Origin of the sequence: Yersinia bercovieri ATCC 43970, assembly GCF_013282745.1 — a bacterium.
Lineage (GTDB): Bacteria > Pseudomonadota > Gammaproteobacteria > Enterobacterales > Enterobacteriaceae > Yersinia > Yersinia bercovieri.
This window is the reverse complement of the sequence record NZ_CP054044.1, coordinates 457,778-476,341: the sequence shown is the minus strand read 5'-3', so window position 1 is coordinate 476,341 and position 18,564 is coordinate 457,778. Positions and strand designations below refer to the sequence as shown.

Here is an 18,564-nt window from a genome sequence, read left to right as displayed (position 1 = left end):
TTAGTGTTTTACCCTCGCTGAGGGCGCTCAATATTGATGAGCGCTTAATGGTAGGTGGGCACTTCAATGGCAGCGTCATCAAACTGTTACCTAAATTGTCTATTAATAAAGTCTTGTCCGTTCATGGTGAACGGCCTGCGTGGAGGTGGTTGGATTAATGATCCGTTGTCTACTGGTTGCTGCACATCAACAGCTGCGTCGTTCTGACGTTCAATCCCCCCTTGCAACCTTCCTTTCTTGTACACCATCAACCCGATGTTACACCCACATGGGTGCGACTCAGGATTCGCGGGCAGGTTAACCACCGCCTGAAACACTGAATCCGGCTAGCCTGACTACTTTGCGGCTAATCCGATTCACAAAATCTCAATACGTATTTACAGTCAAACGTATTTTACATTTAAACCTGTTTTACCCTTTGGGTAATGAATAGCTGAGTGATAAACCGCTCGTGGATGGCGCTTTCCAGCGTATTATTCTGCCAATTTGGCATTCACGCGGGTTGTCCTTGCCGGTTGTAGCTGCGATAGTGGCTGACTTTATCGTCAGTATCGCAATAGAGGCGAATTATGTCTGATGATAACTTGATTGGCCGTCCGTCAGCTGCGGGCGCACATGTTTCTTTACGCTCCATGCAGGAGGTTGCCATGAATGATCGTAATGCCAGCAAGATGCTGAGCACCTATAACGTCGCCTATTGGGGTGGCAACTATTATGACGTCAATGAGTTGGGTCATATCAGTGTTTGCCCTGATCCCGATGTTCGTGAAGCTCGTGTCGACTTGGCACAACTGGTCAAAGGAATGCAGCTTGAGCAGGGGCAGCGCCTGCCGGCGTTATTCTGTTTCCCACAAATTTTGCAACACCGCCTGCGCTCAATTAACGGGGCGTTTAAACGTGCGCGAGAATCCTTTGGTTATGAAGGCGATTACTTCCTGGTTTACCCCATTAAGGTCAACCAGCATCGTCGGGTCATTGAATCCTTAGTGAGTTCTGGCGAGCCGTTAGGATTGGAGGCCGGTTCTAAAGCGGAAATGATGGCGGTTCTGGCCCATGCCGGTATGACCCGCTCGGTCATCGTCTGTAATGGCTATAAAGACCGTGAATATATCCGCTTGGCGTTGATTGGTGAAAAACTGGGCCATAAGGTTTATCTGGTTATCGAAAAGATGTCAGAAATCAAAATGGTACTGGAAGAGGCCGAGCGCCTGAATGTGGTGCCGCGCTTGGGTGTCCGTGCGCGTTTGGCATCACAAGGCTCCGGCAAATGGCAGGCCAGTGGCGGTGAAAAATCTAAATTCGGCTTATCTGCCACTCAGGTGTTGCAGTTAGTTGATATGTTACGTGAAGCCAACAGTCTGGAGAGCCTGCAATTATTGCATTTTCATTTGGGTTCTCAGCTGTCCAACATCCGTGATATCTCCACTGGCGTGCGTGAATCGGCGCGATTCTATGTGGAGCTGCATAAACTGGGTGTCAATATCCAGTGCTTCGATGTCGGTGGTGGTCTGGGTGTGGATTACGAAGGGACGCGCTCTCAATCTGATTGCTCGGTTAACTATGGCTTGAATGAATATGCCAATAACGTTATCTGGGGTATCGGTGATGCTTGTAATGAGCATGGTCTGCCGCATCCTACTGTCATCACGGAGTCTGGTCGTGCCGTCACTGCGCATCACACGGTGCTGGTCTCCAATGTTATCGGCGTAGAGCGTAATGAGTTCAACGAGCCACTGCCTCCAGCAGCTGATGCGCCTCGCGCGTTAGAAAGCTTGTGGGACACCTGGCTGGAGATGCAAGAGCCAGAGAACCGCCGCTCGCTACGTGAATGGCTACATGATAGCCAGATGGATTTGCACGATGTCCATACCCAGTATGCTCATGGCATGCTGGAACTGGCACAACGCGCTTGGGCTGAAGAGCTGTATCTGAGCATTTGTAATGAGATCCAAAAGCAGTTGGATCCAAGCAACCGCGCGCATCGGCCCATTATTGATGAGCTGCAAGAGCGTATGGCTGACAAGCTGTATGTCAACTTCTCCCTGTTCCAATCAATGCCAGATGCATGGGGCATTGATCAACTGTTCCCGGTGTTGCCATTGGAAGGTTTAGATAAGCCACCGGAGCGTCGCGCAGTGTTGCTGGATATTACTTGCGACTCTGATGGCACCATCGACCACTACATTGATGGTGATGGCGTGGCAACCACCATGCCAATGCCGCCGTATGATGCGGAAAATCCACCGTTGCTGGGCTTCTTTATGGTCGGCGCTTATCAGGAAATTCTGGGCAATATGCATAATCTGTTCGGTGATACAGCGGCCGTTGATGTGTATGTTTTCCCTGATGGCACAGTTGAAGTTGAGCAAACCGATGAAGGTGATACTGTGGCCGATATGCTGGAGTATGTTCAATTGAACCCAGAGAAGTTGCTGGCTCATTTCCGCGATCAAGTGAAAGAGACGGATCTGGACACTGAGTTGCAAGCTCAGTTTATGCAAGAGTTTGAAGCCGGTCTGTACGGCTATACTTACCTCGAAGACGAGTAAACCACTCACTGTTCTATCACGATTTAAGGGCGAACTTCGGTTTGCCCTTTTTTGTTGTTATACCCGCTGGTAATTAGTTAAATCTCAACCACACTGATATTAATGGTTTCTATCATGATTCAGTGGACAACGGGGGGCTTCAATGGGGTGGTTCAGTGTCTGTAAGGTTAATTATGTCAAACAGGACTCCCCTTTTTCCGCTCAGGCAGATGATAAAAGGATTGGTGTTTACCTGGTTGATGGCGAATATTTTGCGATGGAAGATATCTGCCCTCATGCGAATGCGCTATTAAGTCAGGGGTTTGTTGATGGCGCGACCATCGAGTGCCCCTTGCATGGCGCGCTGTTTGATATCCGAACCGGGCAATGCTTACGTGAGCCAGGTGATCGGGACTTAACTATCTATCCCGTGCGAATCAATGGCGATCAGATTGAGGTCTCTCTGGGAGAGGGGAGCTAGCTTCAGCCGCTATCAATTGGGGCAGTATCAACAATGGCGCCCGTATCATCACGGGCGTTTTGTATTGATAAATTGGCCTGATTTACTTCTCGGTCGCAATACGCTGGCGAATATGATCGGCGCGCGCTTGCGAGGATGGATGGTCATCAAACATGCTGCTGGTGCGGCCCGCTTCCATGGTCGCCAGTTTTTCGAAGCTGGTGACCAAACCATTAGGATCGATACCCCGCTTTTTCAGCAAATCGAATGAGTAATCATCAGCTTCACTCTCTTGCTTTTGTGAGAACTGGGCGCTAACCAGCTTCTCGCCAATATCAGCTAACTGAGATTGGGAGAGTTGGCCGGCAATGCCACCGGCGGATGCTGCCGCAGTGCGCAGGGCGGTGGTGCCGTAGGCCACTTGCATGGCTTTGCGGGTGTGGCCCAATGCCACATGGCCCATTTCATGGCCGAGAACACCCTCCACTTCATTGTCGGTCATCATGTCCATTAAGCCGCTGTAGACGCGAATACAGCCGTTAGCCATCGCCCAGGCATTGACATCTTTCGTCACGTAAACCTTATAGTTGGCTGGCGTACCATTGATATTATCACCCAATGCAGCCGAGATTTTCGCCAGACGTTTACCGTAAGTGCTATCCGCTGGCGCTATTTGGGCCTTTTGATCCATCTCTGCGCAAGATTTTTCACTAAGATTTTTCACATCAGCATCGCTTAGGGTTGCGGCCTGAAATGCCTGCGCGCCAGACTGCATTAAGCCATCAGTGTTCATATTTTGGCAGCCGCTAAGCAGGGCTGTCAGGCTCAGTGCAATCATAGAGGTACGAATTTTCATAACACTTTTTCCTGTGGTTACGCCATTTTTATCATTGGATAGGGCAATTCTATTGGTTTCGACAACGCATTATTAGCTGTTATCTATTCACAGCGCTTTGCCTATAGTAGCTGTCACATTCTTGTCAACTATCGCATTAATAGCTGTTGAATCGACGGCGGTTGTTCTACTCTGTCGGCAATAGGTCTTACCCGAAGTTGTAGTTGCAAAGTAAGGTTGGTACTGGTCTGTTTGCAAAAACGGGCGCTTCCAGCCCCTCGAGTGTTTACCCGCTCATTGTGTGGCTAAAAACGCAGCGAGGTTACCGTGCCTTGGGCGTTACAGCTATAGCTTAATTCTGAAAATCAGCAGATTCCATTCGTCATTAATATGGAAGTTATAGCCAATAGATTTAAAGATGCAGGAAGGCGGCAAACGAGAAAATCCCGATGAGCTTACATCAGTAAGTTATTCGGGTAACCGAGAGCGGCTAACACATCTGCAACTTGAAAGATGCAGGGTATTGCTCATTTGTTTTTAGTGATTGCCGTTTCAATGCTTGATCTGAGAAAATGGTAAACTTGAACGCTTTTTTAATCCGACCTGGAGTAAAACATGTCCTCTCGTAAAGAGCTTGCCAACGCGATCCGCGCACTAAGCATGGACGCAGTGCAAAAAGCGAATTCCGGCCACCCCGGCGCCCCTATGGGCATGGCAGATATTGCCGAAGTTCTATGGCGTGATTACCTGAACCATAATCCAACGAATCCACACTGGGCAGATCGCGACCGTTTCGTCTTGTCGAATGGTCACGGCTCCATGTTGATCTACAGCCTGCTGCACCTCACGGGCTACCCCCTGCCGATGGAAGAGCTGAAAAACTTCCGCCAATTGCACTCTAAAACGCCAGGTCACCCAGAATATGGCTATACCGCTGGCGTAGAAACCACCACTGGCCCGCTGGGTCAGGGCATTGCCAATGCCGTTGGTTTTGCAATTGCAGAACGCACGCTGGGCGCGCAGTTTAACCGCCCTGGCCATGATATTGTCGATCACCACACCTATGCCTTTATGGGCGATGGTTGCATGATGGAAGGCATCTCTCACGAAGTTTGCTCTCTGGCTGGCACCATGAAGCTGGGCAAACTGACCGCATTCTACGATGACAACGGCATCTCTATCGATGGTCACGTTGAAGGTTGGTTCACCGATGATACTGCTGCCCGTTTCGAAGCTTACGGCTGGCATGTGGTGCGTGCTGTTGATGGTCATAATGCTGACTCCATCAAAGCCGCCATCGAAGAAGCCCACAAAGTGACCGACAAACCTTCGCTGCTGATGTGCAAAACTATTATCGGTTTTGGCTCACCGAAGAAAGCCGGTACTCATGACTCACATGGCGCACCATTAGGTGCCGATGAAGTTGCGGCTACCCGTGTCGCACTGGGCTGGAAATACCCGCCATTCGAAATCCCGCAGGATATCTATGCGGCGTGGGATGCGAAAGAAGCGGGCCAGGCGAAAGAAGCGGCCTGGAACGAGAAGTTTGCCGCTTATGCTAAAGCGTATCCAGAACTGGCTGCTGAATTCAAACGCCGCGTAAGCGGTGAGCTGCCAGCTAACTGGGCGACTGAATCGAAGAAATTTATCGAACAGCTGCAAGCTAACCCGGCTAATATTGCTAGCCGCAAAGCCTCACAAAATGCGCTGGAAGCTTTCGGTAAAGTGTTACCTGAATTCCTCGGCGGCTCCGCTGACCTGGCACCAAGCAACCTAACTATCTGGTCTGGCTCTAAATCTCTGAGTGACGATCTGGCTGGTAACTACATTCACTACGGTGTCCGTGAATTTGGTATGTCTGCCATCATGAATGGTATTGCTCTGCACGGCGGGTTCATCCCTTACGGCGCAACCTTCCTGATGTTTGTAGAATATGCCCGTAACGCAGTGCGCATGGCGGCACTGATGAAGATTCGCAGCGTATTCGTTTACACCCATGACTCCATCGGTCTGGGGGAGGATGGCCCAACCCATCAACCCGTTGAGCAGATGGCGAGTTTGCGTGTTACACCGAACATGAGCACCTGGCGTCCGTGTGACCAGGTTGAATCTGCGGTGGCATGGCAGTATGCATTGGAACGTAAAGATGGCCCAAGCGCACTGATCTTCTCCCGTCAGAATCTGGCACAACAGCCACGTACTGCCGAACAGTTAGCCAACATCGCTAAAGGCGCTTATGTGCTGAAAGATTGTGCCGGCCTTCCTGAACTGATCTTTATCGCGACCGGTTCTGAGGTTGAACTGGCGGTGGCTGCTGCGGATCAACTGACCGCCGCTGGCCGCAAAGTGCGTGTTGTTTCGATGCCATCAACTGATGCATTCGACAAACAAGACGCGGCTTACCGTGAATCCGTCTTGCCATCTGCTGTCAGTGCTCGCGTTGCAGTAGAAGCAGGTATTGCTGATTACTGGTACAAATATGTTGGCCTGAATGGCGCAGTTGTGGGTATGCACTCCTTCGGTGAATCTGCTCCAGCTGACTTGCTGTTCAAAGAGTTTGGCTTCACCGTAGAAAACGTGGTGGCGAAAGCTCAGGCGCTGTTGAAGTAATTTATCGCTAGAGATGAGCGACCTGTAAAGGGTAATGATAATCTCGGTAATGCACCTGTTAAAAGACCGCTTCGGCGGTCTTTTTTTTCGCCAATTGATGGATGAATTGTGCCCTTTATCAGGCAGATATTCCTTTTATGATTGGTTTGGTTTATTCTGGCTGAAGCGTTTCAGTCATGATTGGTTTTCCATTTCAGCCAAATTCGCTGAGGAAAAAGTCGGATGTATTCTGGCTGAATTGTGATAAGACGATTACCATCTTAGGGGGCAGTGCAGTAGGCTATAGGGTTGCATGATAATAACCAGAATCAGGGAGTAACATGACAATCCGCATAGCGATAAATGGCTTTGGCCGCATTGGCCGTAGCGTTTTACGCGCATTGTATGAATCGGGTCGCCGGGCAGAAATTTCAGTCGTTGCGATTAATGAGTTGGCGAATGCGGAAGGGATGGCCCATCTGTTGAAGTATGACTCCAGCCATGGCCGGTTTGCCTGGGATGTTCGTCAGGAGTGCGACAGTTTATACGTCGGGGACGATATTATCCGGCTGATACATCAGCCAGAGATCGGGCAGTTACCCTGGGGTGAGTTAGGAATTGATGTGGTTCTGGATTGTAGCGGTGTGTATGGCAGCCGCGCAGATGGCGAGGCGCACTTAACCTCCGGTGCCAAAAAGGTACTGTTTGCCCATCCCGGTGGTCATGATTTGGATGCGACTGTGGTCTATGGTGTTAACCATCAGGATTTACTGGCTGAACACCGAATTGTCTCCAACGCCTCCTGTACCACGAACTGTATTATTCCTATTATTCAGTTGCTGGATGATGCTTATGGTATTGAGTCCGGCACTGTGACCACCATTCATTCATCAATGAATGACCAGCCCGTTATTGATGCTTATCATCAAGATTTACGTCGTACCCGGGCAGCAAGTCAGTCGATTATCCCCGTGGATACTAAACTGGCCGCAGGGATTACCCGTATTTTTCCGAAGTTTTGCGACAGGTTTGAAGCTATCTCGGTACGGGTGCCGACCATCAATGTGACGGCTATCGATTTAAGCGTTAGCGTGACAAGCCCGGTTGGCGTGGCTGAGGTTAACCAGCTTTTGCAAAAGGCAGCAAGAGGCTCATTTCGTGGTATAGTTGACTATACGGAATTACCTTTGGTGTCGACCGATTTTAACCATGATCCGCACAGTGCAATTGTCGATTGCACCCAGACGCGGGTCAGTGGGCAGCACCTGATTAAGACGTTGGTATGGTGCGATAACGAATGGGGTTTCGCCAATAGAATGTTGGATACGACATTGGCGATGGCCCGCAGTGGTTTCTAGTATGGTATGCCAACGTATTGTTTTTCCGTGATTTATTGCGGTTATATCAGCGTTGATGTGCAGCTTATGCAACTTTAAAGAGAATCAACAAGAGGATTCACCATGTCTGTAATTAAGATGACCGATCTGGATCTGGCAGGCCTTCGCGTGCTGATCCGTGCGGACCTCAATGTTCCGGTAAAAGATGGCAAAGTGACTTCTGATGCGCGTATCCGTGCATCTCTGCCGACCATTGAAGCGGCACTGAAGCAAGGCGCTAAAGTAATGGTTACCTCTCACCTGGGTCGCCCGACCGAAGGCGAGTACAACGAAGAGTTCTCCTTACTGCCAGTCGTTAACTACCTGAAAGACAAATTGTCTGCTCCGGTACGTCTGGCGAAAGACTATCTGGACGGCGTTGAAATTGCAGCTGGCGAGTTGGTTGTTCTGGAAAACGTTCGCTTTAACAAAGGCGAGAAGAAAGACGACGAAACGCTATCCAAGAAATATGCCGCACTCTGTGATGTGTATGTGATGGATGCATTTGGTACTGCTCACCGTGCTCAGGCGTCGACTCACGGCGTGGGTAAATTTGCCCCTATCGCGTGTGCCGGCCCGCTGTTGTCAGCAGAGCTGGAAGCACTGGGTAAAGCACTGGGTAACCCAGCGCGCCCAATGGTTGCTATCGTGGGTGGTTCTAAAGTTTCAACCAAACTGACGGTGCTGGGTGCGCTGTCTAAAATCGCTGACCAGCTGATTGTTGGTGGTGGTATTGCAAACACCTTTGTTGCCGCTCAAGGCCACAATGTGGGCAAATCGCTGTACGAAGCAGACCTGATCCCAGAAGCAAAACGCCTGCTGGAAACTTGCGATATCCCAGTTCCAACTGATGTTCGTGTTGCGACCGAGTTCTCTGAAACCGCCGCTGCAACACTGAAACCTGCTGATCAAATTAAAGATGATGAGCAAATTTTGGACTTGGGCGACGTCTCTGCGGAGCGTCTGGCTGAGATCCTGAAAAATGCCAAAACCATTCTGTGGAATGGCCCTGTTGGCGTGTTTGAGTTCCCTAACTTCCGTAAAGGGACCGAGATCGTTGCTCGTGCTATCGCAGACAGCGAAGCATTCTCTATCGCAGGCGGCGGTGACACACTGGCAGCAATCGATCTGTTCGGTATTGCTGACCAAATCTCCTACATCTCTACTGGCGGCGGTGCATTCCTTGAGTTCGTTGAAGGGAAAAAACTGCCAGCGGTTGTGATGCTGGAAGAGCGCGCTAAGCAGTAATTTAGATAACGGGGGGCGAAAGCCGCCCGTTTCGCTGTTAGCTCATGCAGCTAGGTAAGCGAAACCGATTTACATTTAGGGCCTATCCCATCGGATAGCTGCTATCTTCAGTCGACGAAACAGGACAACGTACATGTCTAAAATTTTTGATTTCGTAAAACCAGGTGTCATCACAGGTGATGACGTTCAGAAAGTGTTCGCAGTAGCAAAAGAGAACAACTTTGCTTTGCCAGCAGTTAACTGTGTCGGCACCGACTCTATCAACGCAGTGCTGGAAACAGCAGCCAAAGTGCGTGCGCCGGTTATCGTTCAGTTCTCTAACGGCGGCGCTGCATTTATCGCAGGTAAAGGCGTGAAAGCAGAAGGCCAAGGCGCTGCTATTCTGGGTGCTATCTCTGGCGCCCACCACGTGCATCAAATGGCTGAACACTATGGTGTTCCGGTTATTCTGCACACTGACCATTGCGCCAAGAAGTTGCTGCCATGGTTAGACGGCTTGTTGGACGCGGGCGAGAAACATTTCGCAGCGACCGGCAAACCACTGTTCTCTTCTCACATGATTGACCTGTCAGAAGAGTCCCTGGAAGAGAACATCGAAATTTGCAGCAAATACCTGACTCGCATGGCGAAACTGGGTATGACACTGGAGATCGAACTGGGTTGTACTGGTGGTGAAGAAGATGGCGTGGACAACAGCCACATGGACGCATCTTCGCTGTACACTCAACCACAAGATGTTGATTACGCTTACGAAAAACTGAACGCCATCAGCCCACGTTTCACCATCGCTGCCTCTTTCGGTAACGTACACGGTGTTTACAAACCAGGTAACGTGAAACTGACCCCGACTATTCTGCGTGATTCTCAGGATTATGTTTCTAAGAAACACAACCTGCCGCACAACAGTCTGAACTTCGTGTTCCATGGCGGTTCAGGTTCAACTGCTGCTGAAATCAAAGAAGCGGTAAGCTACGGAGTAGTTAAAATGAATATCGACACCGACACCCAATGGGCGACGTGGGAAGGTATTCTGAACTACTACAAAAAGAACGAAGGCTATCTGCAAGGCCAACTGGGTAACCCAGAAGGCGCGGACAAACCTAACAAGAAATTCTACGATCCACGTGCGTGGCTGCGTGCAGCCCAGGTGACTATGATCGCTCGTTTGGAAAAAGCATTTGAAGAACTGAACGCGAAAGACGTTCTGTAATTCGGAACTGTTTCACACGATATGAAAGGCCCTGCGGGGCCTTTTTTCGTTATTGATCACCTTAAAGATAGTTTACTGGATGCGAAGTTGATGCTTGCTGCCACGTAGAGTGTTGCTCATCTTTAGTCCAAAGTGGTTTGTTTAAGTCTTTAGCTAAATCAATTAATACGTCCATTTGCGCGCTGCGTTGAACCATTGCTGGGCTACCTTCTTCACGTAGAGTTTTAATGATGGTCTCTAGGCTCAGCGCTGATTTTTTATTGACTAACTCCATCGCTGCAATCAATTGCCCCGTACGCCCAACACCTGCACTGCAGTGGATGACAGGGAGTGCCTTAACCGGAGCATTAATGGCCTGACTGCCCTGACGTTTAAAATTATCAAACGCTCTTTGGTGTAAGTTTATGACAATTCCAGCCAGCTCCTTAATTTCATTTTTGCCTAAAGCGGTATGATCTTTCCAATTTTTTATATGTGCAAAATTGATGGGGATAGTTTTGTTATTACCATCCTTGAATGGCATCTGATAACAATCTATCTCAATATTATTTGTTGGCTTATCAATATATGTCACCAGATTCTCTTTATTAGCAAAGTAAGCAGGATACTCTTTTTGATATTTGCCTAGCGGATCATCCAACATATTACTGTCAGCAATAACCACCACTATTGTGATGCGTCTCTCTGCTAACATAGCCTTAAAATTCGTTACCCCTTCAACCGTCGGGTACTGACTGCGAATAACACCTTTGTCTGTGCCCAAGTTGATATAATTAGCGGGAAAATACGTCCCGTCTGGTGCAGTAATTGCCGTTTTTAGGAACGTACCTATATCATTATATCTTTGATTTTCTTCGTTAATTTTTGCTAATTGATAATCTTTATTTTCCCAGTTTATTTTTTTATTAAGGTCTGCCTGATGTTCTGTAAGCATTTCTTTGAATTTTTCAATCTCAGCTTCAGCTTTAGTTAAAGTCCAGGCGTTTTTGTCTGGGGGAAGAATGGAAAAATCTAATGGGGTGGGTTTGACTCTAGGCATAGTATTTTCCTTTCAGCTATCTTATTGCTATTGACTGATACCTCAATATAGAGAGTGCTAACTCACGTGTATTTTAGAAAACATCAGTGATTTTTATTACTTGAAAACGGCTTGTTAGCCCTCATGGCGATACTTTTCATCCTCATCCCGTGTTATCTAAATTGGCAACACTCTTGATTGTTAGTTACCCTATTCGGGCTGCCTGATTGATCAGTCAGCATTTTGCGGTATTTTTTTGCGTAATCTCTCCCGCTGGGAGCTTTTTTGTAGGATGGTTCAAATGGAAGAATTAAACGTAGTCGATGGTATCAATGAAGCCAGTACCTGGTTGGTCAATAATCAGGATTTGCTAATTCAATATGCAGTTAATCTTGTCGCGGCACTATTGATCCTGACTGTCGGTTCGATCATCGCTAAAGTGGTCTCGCGGATGTTGGGTCGGGTCATGAAGTTGCGGGGCATCGATGTCACGGTCGCGGATTTCCTGGCGGCAATGGCACGTTACAGCATCCTGGCCTTCACCATCGTTGCTGTATTAGGCCGCCTTGGTGTGCAGACCGCCTCGGTAATTGCGGTTATCGGTGCCGCCGGTTTGGCTGTGGGTTTGGCGCTACAAGGCTCACTGTCCAACTTTGCGGCAGGTGTGCTGCTGGTGGCCTTCCGTCCATTTAAAGCGGGTGAGTATGTCGATCTGGGCGGGGTAGCGGGTACTGTGGTGCAGGTGCAGATCTTCTCAACTACTCTGCGTACCGTTGATGACAAAATCATTGTGGTGCCAAATGGCAAAATCATTGCCAACAACATAATCAATACCAGTCGCGAGCCGAACCGCCGCACTGATATGGTTATTGGCGTGGCCTATGATGCTGATATTGATGTGGTGAAGAAAGTGCTGGGTGACATCATTGCTGCTGATAAACGCATTATGCATGATCAGGGCGTCACGATTCGCCTCAATGAGATGGCGGCCTCTTCACTGAACTTCACGGTGCGTGTCTGGACCACCAACGGCGATGCGATGGAGGTGTATTGGGATTTGATGGAGAGCTTCAAGCGCGCACTGGATGCCCATAAAATTGGCATTCCATACCCGCAGATGGATGTGCATTTGCATCAGGTAGCCAAAGCGGAATCTAGCCCGTCGGCGTAAATCTAGCGCATGGTAAATCCTGTCAAGACGGGCTGTTATTGGCCCGTTTATTCGCTCTTCTTCCCGCCGCGCCCCTAAATTTATCAGTTATTAGTTTTACTTATAGTTGATAAGAAATATCAATTTCCTCTGATGATTAACTCCCCGTACTATGCTGCTCATAGCTCTCCTATTTCCTCAGTTAGCTCTGAGTATTATCTAAAGGTAACAGTATGTTAGCTGTATTTTTGCAAGGTTTTGCCCTCAGTGCCGCCATGATTTTGCCCCTTGGGCCACAAAATGCCTTTGTGATGAATCAGGGTATCAAGCGGCAACATCATTTGATGAGTGCCTCGCTGTGCGCCTTGAGTGACATCATCCTCATCTGTGCGGGTATTTTTGGCGGCAGCGCTCTACTGAGCCGCTCACCACTGCTGTTAGCACTGGTGACGTGGGGCGGTGTGGCTTTCTTGCTCTGGTATGGCTGGGGGGCGTTAGTGGCCGCATGGCGGGGTGAGGGCGCATCCTCTTCTGCCACTGCGGGCGCACAGGGCCGCTGGCCGATAGTGGCCACTCTACTCGCGGTGACCTGGCTTAATCCCCATGTCTATCTTGATACCTTTGTGGTGCTGGGGAGTCTCGGTGGTCAACTGTTACCTGATGTCCGTCCCTGGTTTGCTTTTGGCGCGGTGAGTGCGTCGGTTGCCTGGTTTTTTGCACTGGCACTGCTGGCGGCATGGCTATCGCCATGGCTTAACCGGCCCACCTCACAGCGGGTGATTAATCTGCTGGTGGGGGGCGTGATGTGGTTTATCGCGTTTCAGTTAGCGCAGCAGGGATTAAATCTGTGAGTTTTATCATTAATCCGAATCCCATGCCTCGAAAGATATGCTACGGTTGATGTGTTGATGGCGTTACCGACGGCAAATTAATCACTCTGCCAATAGGACCTCAGTAAGTGTAATTAACTGCAAATATATTTGTGGCTAATTGAATTCACTGGTTATCTGGTTGGCGTAGATTGGCTTACCATGAATAATTTGTCATGCATATATTAGGAGGCACCGTGAAGTTGAAGACATTGGCTTTGGCCGCAATGATGGGATTAGGGACGTTACCTTTGGCGCTATCAGTTCAGGCTGCCGAAGTGCCAGAAGGGCCGCATGTTGTCACCTCCGGTACGGCCAGTGTTGATGCGGTACCGGATATCGCCACCATCGCCATTGAGGTCAGTGTATCGGCCAAAGATGCTGCCGATGCTAAAAAGCAGGCAGATACCCGCGTCGCGCAATATTTTGATTTCCTACGTAAAAGTGGCATTGATAAGAAAGATATCAATGCAGCTAATATTCGCACCCAACCTGAATACGACTACCAGAAAACCGGTGAAGCGGTGTTGAAAGGTTATCGCGCGGTGCGCCAGGTTCAGGTCACTCTACGCCAGCTGGATAAGTTGAACGAGTTGCTGGATGGGGCGCTGAAATCGGGTCTAAATGAGATCCGCGCAGTGGAGTTAGGGGTCGCAAACCCGGACACTTATCGCGAACAGGCACGTAAAAAAGCCATTGAAAACGCGATTAGCCAGGCCGGTTCTTTAGCGGAAGGGTTTAAGGTCAAACTGGGGCCTGTTTACAGTATTCGTTACCATGTGGCGAACTACCAGCCGATGCCGGTAGCCCGCATGTTTAAGAGCGCTGAAGCAGCACCGGCTACGGATGCGGCCCAAACTTACGAACAACAGACCATCCATTTCGATGATCAAGTTGATGTGGTGTTTGAGCTGCAAACGGCCGCCCCTGCCGCCAAATAACTCAGTCCTGCCGCAATACCTGACGCCCATAAGATAACAGGGCGTCAGTCACTTTCCTCATGGTCCGGCTTTCCGGTGCAAAACGGTGCCAGAACAGCATTCGCCGCTGCCGTAGCCCCGGAGTCAAATCAATCAACTCCCCTGACGCCAACTCTTTTTCGATTTGCAGATGCGGGATCATGCAGCAAGTAGTGCCCTGCCTTGCCAACTGCACAAAGGCTTCCGACGAGTTAACGATATGGCAGGGGACGCTGCCGGGTGATAAATCAAAATTCTGCTGTAAAAATGCCTGATGCATATCATCCAGATGGTCAAAGGCCACCGCAGGTGCTTTCAGCAATGCCGAGCGGGTCACCCCATTGGGGAAGTAGCGCTCAGCGAAGGGTTTGGACGCCACAAACAGATAGTCCAGCGCACCCAGTTGGTCAACCAAACAGCTCGGCAGTGGCTGTGGTTGGATACTGACCGCCCCCACCACTTCCCCACGACGCAGCCGCTCCTGGGTTCGGGTTTCATCTTCAACCTGCAAATTCAGCCGGATTGGGGAGTCTGCCAGCACCGGTTTCAATGCCGGTAACAGCCAGGTCGCCAGACTGTCGGCGTTGACCGCCAGTGATAGCAATAGCGGCGTATCCACGCCGTTATCATTGCCGAGCCACTCCTCCTCCAGCAACTCCACTTGATGCAGTAAGGCGAGCAGTTTCTGCCCCTGCTCTGTAGGACGAGGGGGCACTGTGCGCACTAACAGCGGCTGACCGAACAGGTTCTCCAACTGCTTAATGCGTTGAGATACCGCCGATTGGGTGATGCAAAGTTTTTGTGCAGCGCGTTCAAAACCGCGTTCACGGATCACCGCGTCCAGCGCTTGTAGCGTACGGTAGTCTGGGCGTTTCATCGGAGTCATCTCTCCAAATATTAAGTCGATACCGCACTATGCCACATTTCGCCGCCATATTTTGGTCATTTTACTCTGGCTGAAGAGTAAAGTGCCCGCCATAAATAAACCGCTATAACTGTGATCCAGCTAGAATTAACCGCGTCGCAAGTCCGCTTTATTGCGACGATTTATCCTGCGCATGTTCTATAATGGATACAGTTTTTTCATATCATAGGCAGTGAACTCACCATGACTCAGGATGAACTTAAAAAAGCAGTGGGCTGGGCAGCATTAGATTACGTCAAACCCGGCACCATCGTCGGCGTTGGTACTGGCTCCACCGCAGCACACTTTATTGATGCTCTCGGCTCGATCAAAGATCAAATTGAAGGGGCGGTTTCCAGCTCTGACGCCTCTACCGCTAAACTGAAAAGTTACGGCATTCATGTCTTTGATTGCAACGAAGTGGATGTGCTGGATATCTATGTTGATGGCGCTGATGAGATTAACGGCCATATGCAGATGATCAAAGGCGGTGGTGCGGCCCTGACCCGCGAGAAAATCATTGCGGCAATCGCCCGTAAGTTTATCTGCATTGCCGATGCGAGCAAACAGGTTGATCTGCTGGGCAAGTTCCCGCTGCCCGTCGAAGTGATCCCGATGGCCCGCTCTTATGTGGCTCGTGAGTTGGTTAAGCTGGGCGGATTGCCAGAATATCGCCAAAATGTGCTGACCGATAACGGCAACGTTATTTTGGATGTGCACAACCTGACGATTTTGGATGCTGTGGCGTTAGAGAATAAAATCAACGGAATTGCCGGTGTGGTGACGGTCGGGTTATTTGCCAACCGTGGTGCTGATGTGGCACTGATTGGCACCGCTGATGGTGTTAAGACGATAGTAAAATAATCGGCTAAATCATTTTCAGGATGAGGTGACACAGCTTCATCCTGATAACTTTTTTGCCTTTAAATATCTTTTCTTAAAAACGTTAAATTTGGTGATATATATCACATTTCGTCATTTCAATTTATTAACCTACCATTAACCCTCTCGCCGCCAGTTTTTTATTCCATAAATTAACACTTGTGCTGATTGTTATGCTGATAGGTAGGCAATCGTTTGTATTGCTGCCTGCGTAATATTTGTTATGTTGACAGGGTGCTGACCGGATTCATTCGATAGCGGCAGCCACATCTGAAGTCTGAAAATAGGGTCGGGGACATGGCAAAAGTATCACTGGAGAAAGACAGAATTAAGTTTCTGTTAGTGGAAGGGGTGCACCAGAGCACAGTTGATAATCTGCGTGCAGCCGGATATAGCAATATTGAATACCATAAAGGTGCCTTAGACACCGAATCACTGAAAGAATCTATTCGTGATGCCCACTTCATCGGAATTCGATCGCGCACTCATCTGTCCGAAGAGGTTTTTGCCGCAGCAGAAAAATTGGTTGCGGTTGGTTGTTTCTGTATCGGTACCAATCAGGTTGATTTAAAGGCGGCCACCACGCGCGGCGTGCCGGTATTCAATGCACCTTTCTCCAATACTCGTTCGGTGGCCGAAATGGTGCTGGGTGAGTTACTGCTGATGTTCCGAGGGATTCCGTCGGCGAATGCCAAAGCCCATCGTGGTGAGTGGAATAAGCTGGCGGTCGGCTCCTATGAAGCCCGCGGTAAGAAACTGGGCATCATCGGTTATGGTCATATCGGCACACAGCTGGGTATTTTGGCTGAAAGTGTCGGCATGAAAGTTTTCTTCTACGATATCGAAAATAAGCTGTCGTTGGGGAATGCACAGCAGGTTCGCCATCTGTCTGATTTGCTGAATATGAGTGATGTGATTAGCCTGCATGTGCCGGAAAACCACTCCACCAAAAATATGATTGGCCCTGAGCAGTTGGCCCTGATGAAGCCGGGCGCGATGCTAATTAACGCCTCACGCGGTACTGTGGTTGATATCCCGGCCCTGTGTGATGCTTTGGCGAGCAATCATCTGGCAGGGGCGGCAATCGACGTCTTCCCTGAAGAGCCAGCAACCAATAAAGAGCCGTTCAATTCACCATTGTGTGAGTTTGACAATGTGTTATTGACTCCGCATATCGGTGGTTCAACTCAGGAAGCGCAGGAAAATATCGGTGATGAAGTGGCCGGTAAGTTGGCGAAGTATTCCGATAACGGCTCCACGCTGTCTGCGGTCAACTTCCCGGAAGTTTCTCTGCCAGCCCATGGTGATAATACCCGCCGTCTGCTGCATATCCATGAGAACCGCCCAGGCATTCTGACCAGCATTAACAGAATCTTTGCTGAGCAGAACGTCAACATCGCCGCGCAGTATTTGCAAACCAGCGCTGAAATCGGTTACGTCGTGATCGACGTTGAAACTGATGATGAGGAAAATGCAGAAAGAGCGTTGCAAGCGATGAAGGCTATCCCAGGGACTATCCGCGCACGTTTGTTGTACTGATATGACTAAACACCCGCTATGTATAATATCGGGTGTTTTTTTATGTTGAACGCCCTAGCTCACCAGCGCCAGACTTTTTCGGCTGTCACAATCTCTGGCAACGGCACATCCCAATATTCACTCGGTAAATGCTCGACTCGTTGGCAATCATGGGCCAGCCCAATAGGGTAGGGGCCAGCTTGCTGCCAGTGTTGCAGTGTACGATCATAAAACCCGCCCCCCATACCTAAGCGCTGACCATGGCTATCAAAGGCCACCAGAGGGGTGATTACCACATCCAACTGATTGAGCGGCAGAACTTCACGCACATCAAGCTGTGGTTCCAGGATCTTCAGGCGATTACGGATGAGCTGGCTATCGGGGCGATAGCGGAGAAATAATAGATTACCGGCGCTGAAAGGGTGGAGAACAGGCAGGTAAACCTGTTTTTGCTGCTGCCACAACATCTCAATGATAGGGCCGGTATTCAGCTCACCATCAAAGGAAAGAAATATCGCCACGGTGTTGGCTTGTTGAATTTTATCATGGGCAGCGAGATGACTGGCGACCAAATCGGCAGCGTGTTGCTGTTGTTCCGGTGTTAGCAGACGTCGACGCGCACGAATTTCTTTGCGAATGTTATGCCGCTCAAGGGCGTGTTGTGGATTCAAAGTCTGTTGCGGGTTTAGATGCATGTAGTTGACTTAAAGACATGTGGTTGACTTAAAGACAGATGACTTAAAGAGGTGAAGAGTGGCTTATATCAAACGAACGTGATAACTCAAAATATAAGTTACCCGCTAAGAAAGGGATCTCCGAGATGCCGCCGCAGGCTGTAACCCTTGAACCCATGGTTCAAGGTGAACGCAGCGTCGCAACCTTAAGGCTTCTCGGCGGACCGAGCATGCGCACCGGTTACGGAGGCACTACATTCTGTTGGTATTAAATATCGGCTCAGGGGACTGGCCCGCTGGCAAACACCTCAGAGAAATTCTTTACTCGCTATTGAATCTATCAT

General features: G+C 49.5%; 16 protein-coding genes and 1 other RNA gene. 12 read left to right on the top strand and 5 right to left on the bottom strand.

What is annotated here, in order from left to right; translation table 11 throughout:
* The first annotated feature begins 157 nt into the window (after window positions 1-157).
* The 3 genes from HRK25_RS20420 (at window position 158) to HRK25_RS02255 (ending at window position 3,009) form a co-directional block, all read left to right on the top strand.
* Complete coding sequence (locus HRK25_RS20420; RefSeq protein WP_155409025.1) at window positions 158-301, top strand: hypothetical protein; 144 nt, start codon at window positions 158-160, stop codon at window positions 299-301.
* 268 nt (window positions 302-569) lie between these two features.
* Window positions 570-2,549, top strand: coding sequence for a biosynthetic arginine decarboxylase (gene speA / locus HRK25_RS02260; RefSeq protein WP_005277802.1), 1,980 nt, complete (start codon window positions 570-572; stop codon window positions 2,547-2,549).
* A 142-nt stretch (window positions 2,550-2,691) separates the two neighbouring features.
* Window positions 2,692-3,009 (top strand): non-heme iron oxygenase ferredoxin subunit, encoded by a 318-nt coding sequence (locus HRK25_RS02255; protein ID WP_005277804.1) that lies wholly within the window; start codon window positions 2,692-2,694, stop codon window positions 3,007-3,009.
* 82 nt (window positions 3,010-3,091) lie between these two features.
* On the opposite strand, the gene loiP is transcribed toward HRK25_RS02255, so the two are convergent.
* Entirely contained in the window at window positions 3,092-3,844 is a 753-nt protein-coding gene (gene loiP, locus HRK25_RS02250; protein WP_005277807.1) for a metalloprotease LoiP, read from the bottom strand.
* 594 nt (window positions 3,845-4,438) lie between these two features.
* On the opposite strand from loiP, the gene tkt reads away from it, so the two are divergent.
* From tkt to fbaA, 4 genes are all read left to right on the top strand, one after another.
* Complete coding sequence (gene tkt, locus HRK25_RS02245) at window positions 4,439-6,433, top strand: transketolase (RefSeq protein WP_005277810.1); 1,995 nt, start codon at window positions 4,439-4,441, stop codon at window positions 6,431-6,433.
* A gap of 320 nt (window positions 6,434-6,753) precedes the next feature.
* On the top strand, window positions 6,754-7,770 hold the full coding sequence (epd, locus tag HRK25_RS02240) for an erythrose-4-phosphate dehydrogenase (protein ID WP_005277815.1): 1,017 nt from the start codon (window positions 6,754-6,756) through the stop codon (window positions 7,768-7,770).
* Window positions 7,771-7,872: 102 nt separating this feature from the next.
* Window positions 7,873-9,036 carry a phosphoglycerate kinase gene (gene pgk / locus HRK25_RS02235; RefSeq protein ID WP_032898619.1) on the top strand — a complete coding sequence of 388 codons (1,164 nt, stop codon included), beginning with the start codon at window positions 7,873-7,875 and terminating at the stop codon, window positions 9,034-9,036.
* A gap of 133 nt (window positions 9,037-9,169) precedes the next feature.
* Window positions 9,170-10,246, top strand: a complete 1,077-nt coding sequence (gene fbaA / locus HRK25_RS02230; RefSeq protein ID WP_004876708.1) for a class II fructose-bisphosphate aldolase — start codon at window positions 9,170-9,172, stop codon at window positions 10,244-10,246.
* A gap of 61 nt (window positions 10,247-10,307) precedes the next feature.
* Here the strand turns inward: fbaA and HRK25_RS02225 are convergent, their stop codons facing one another.
* On the bottom strand, window positions 10,308-11,285 hold the full coding sequence (locus HRK25_RS02225) for a protein-tyrosine phosphatase family protein (protein WP_005277822.1): 978 nt from the start codon (window positions 11,283-11,285) through the stop codon (window positions 10,308-10,310).
* Window positions 11,286-11,565: 280 nt separating this feature from the next.
* Between HRK25_RS02225 and mscS the strand changes: the two genes are divergently transcribed.
* The 3 genes from mscS (at window position 11,566) to HRK25_RS02210 (ending at window position 14,224) form a co-directional block, all read left to right on the top strand.
* Window positions 11,566-12,435 carry a small-conductance mechanosensitive channel MscS gene (gene mscS, locus HRK25_RS02220; RefSeq protein WP_005277825.1) on the top strand — a complete coding sequence of 290 codons (870 nt, stop codon included), beginning with the start codon at window positions 11,566-11,568 and terminating at the stop codon, window positions 12,433-12,435.
* 212 nt (window positions 12,436-12,647) lie between these two features.
* Window positions 12,648-13,265: an arginine exporter ArgO gene (gene argO / locus HRK25_RS02215; RefSeq protein WP_005277828.1), complete on the top strand. Its 618-nt coding sequence runs from the start codon at window positions 12,648-12,650 to the stop codon at window positions 13,263-13,265.
* Window positions 13,266-13,480: 215 nt separating this feature from the next.
* On the top strand, window positions 13,481-14,224 hold the full coding sequence (locus HRK25_RS02210; RefSeq protein ID WP_005277832.1) for an oxidative stress defense protein: 744 nt from the start codon (window positions 13,481-13,483) through the stop codon (window positions 14,222-14,224).
* A 1-nt stretch (window position 14,225) separates the two neighbouring features.
* On the opposite strand, the gene HRK25_RS02205 is transcribed toward HRK25_RS02210, so the two are convergent.
* The gene (locus tag HRK25_RS02205; protein ID WP_005277835.1) at window positions 14,226-15,119 is read right to left on the bottom strand and encodes a LysR family transcriptional regulator ArgP; all 894 of its coding nucleotides are present in this window, start codon (window positions 15,117-15,119) and stop codon (window positions 14,226-14,228) included.
* A 231-nt stretch (window positions 15,120-15,350) separates the two neighbouring features.
* Between HRK25_RS02205 and rpiA the strand changes: the two genes are divergently transcribed.
* Complete coding sequence (rpiA, locus tag HRK25_RS02200; RefSeq protein WP_005277838.1) at window positions 15,351-16,010, top strand: ribose-5-phosphate isomerase RpiA; 660 nt, start codon at window positions 15,351-15,353, stop codon at window positions 16,008-16,010.
* A 315-nt stretch (window positions 16,011-16,325) separates the two neighbouring features.
* Window positions 16,326-17,567, top strand: coding sequence for a phosphoglycerate dehydrogenase (serA, locus tag HRK25_RS02195; protein WP_005277844.1), 1,242 nt, complete (start codon window positions 16,326-16,328; stop codon window positions 17,565-17,567).
* A 59-nt stretch (window positions 17,568-17,626) separates the two neighbouring features.
* On the opposite strand, the gene HRK25_RS02190 is transcribed toward serA, so the two are convergent.
* Window positions 17,627-18,241, bottom strand: a complete 615-nt coding sequence (locus HRK25_RS02190; protein ID WP_005277847.1) for a 5-formyltetrahydrofolate cyclo-ligase — start codon at window positions 18,239-18,241, stop codon at window positions 17,627-17,629.
* Window positions 18,242-18,354: 113 nt separating this feature from the next.
* Window positions 18,355-18,538: non-coding RNA, 6S RNA (gene ssrS, locus HRK25_RS02185), on the bottom strand.
* Window positions 18,539-18,564 lie beyond the last annotated feature (26 nt).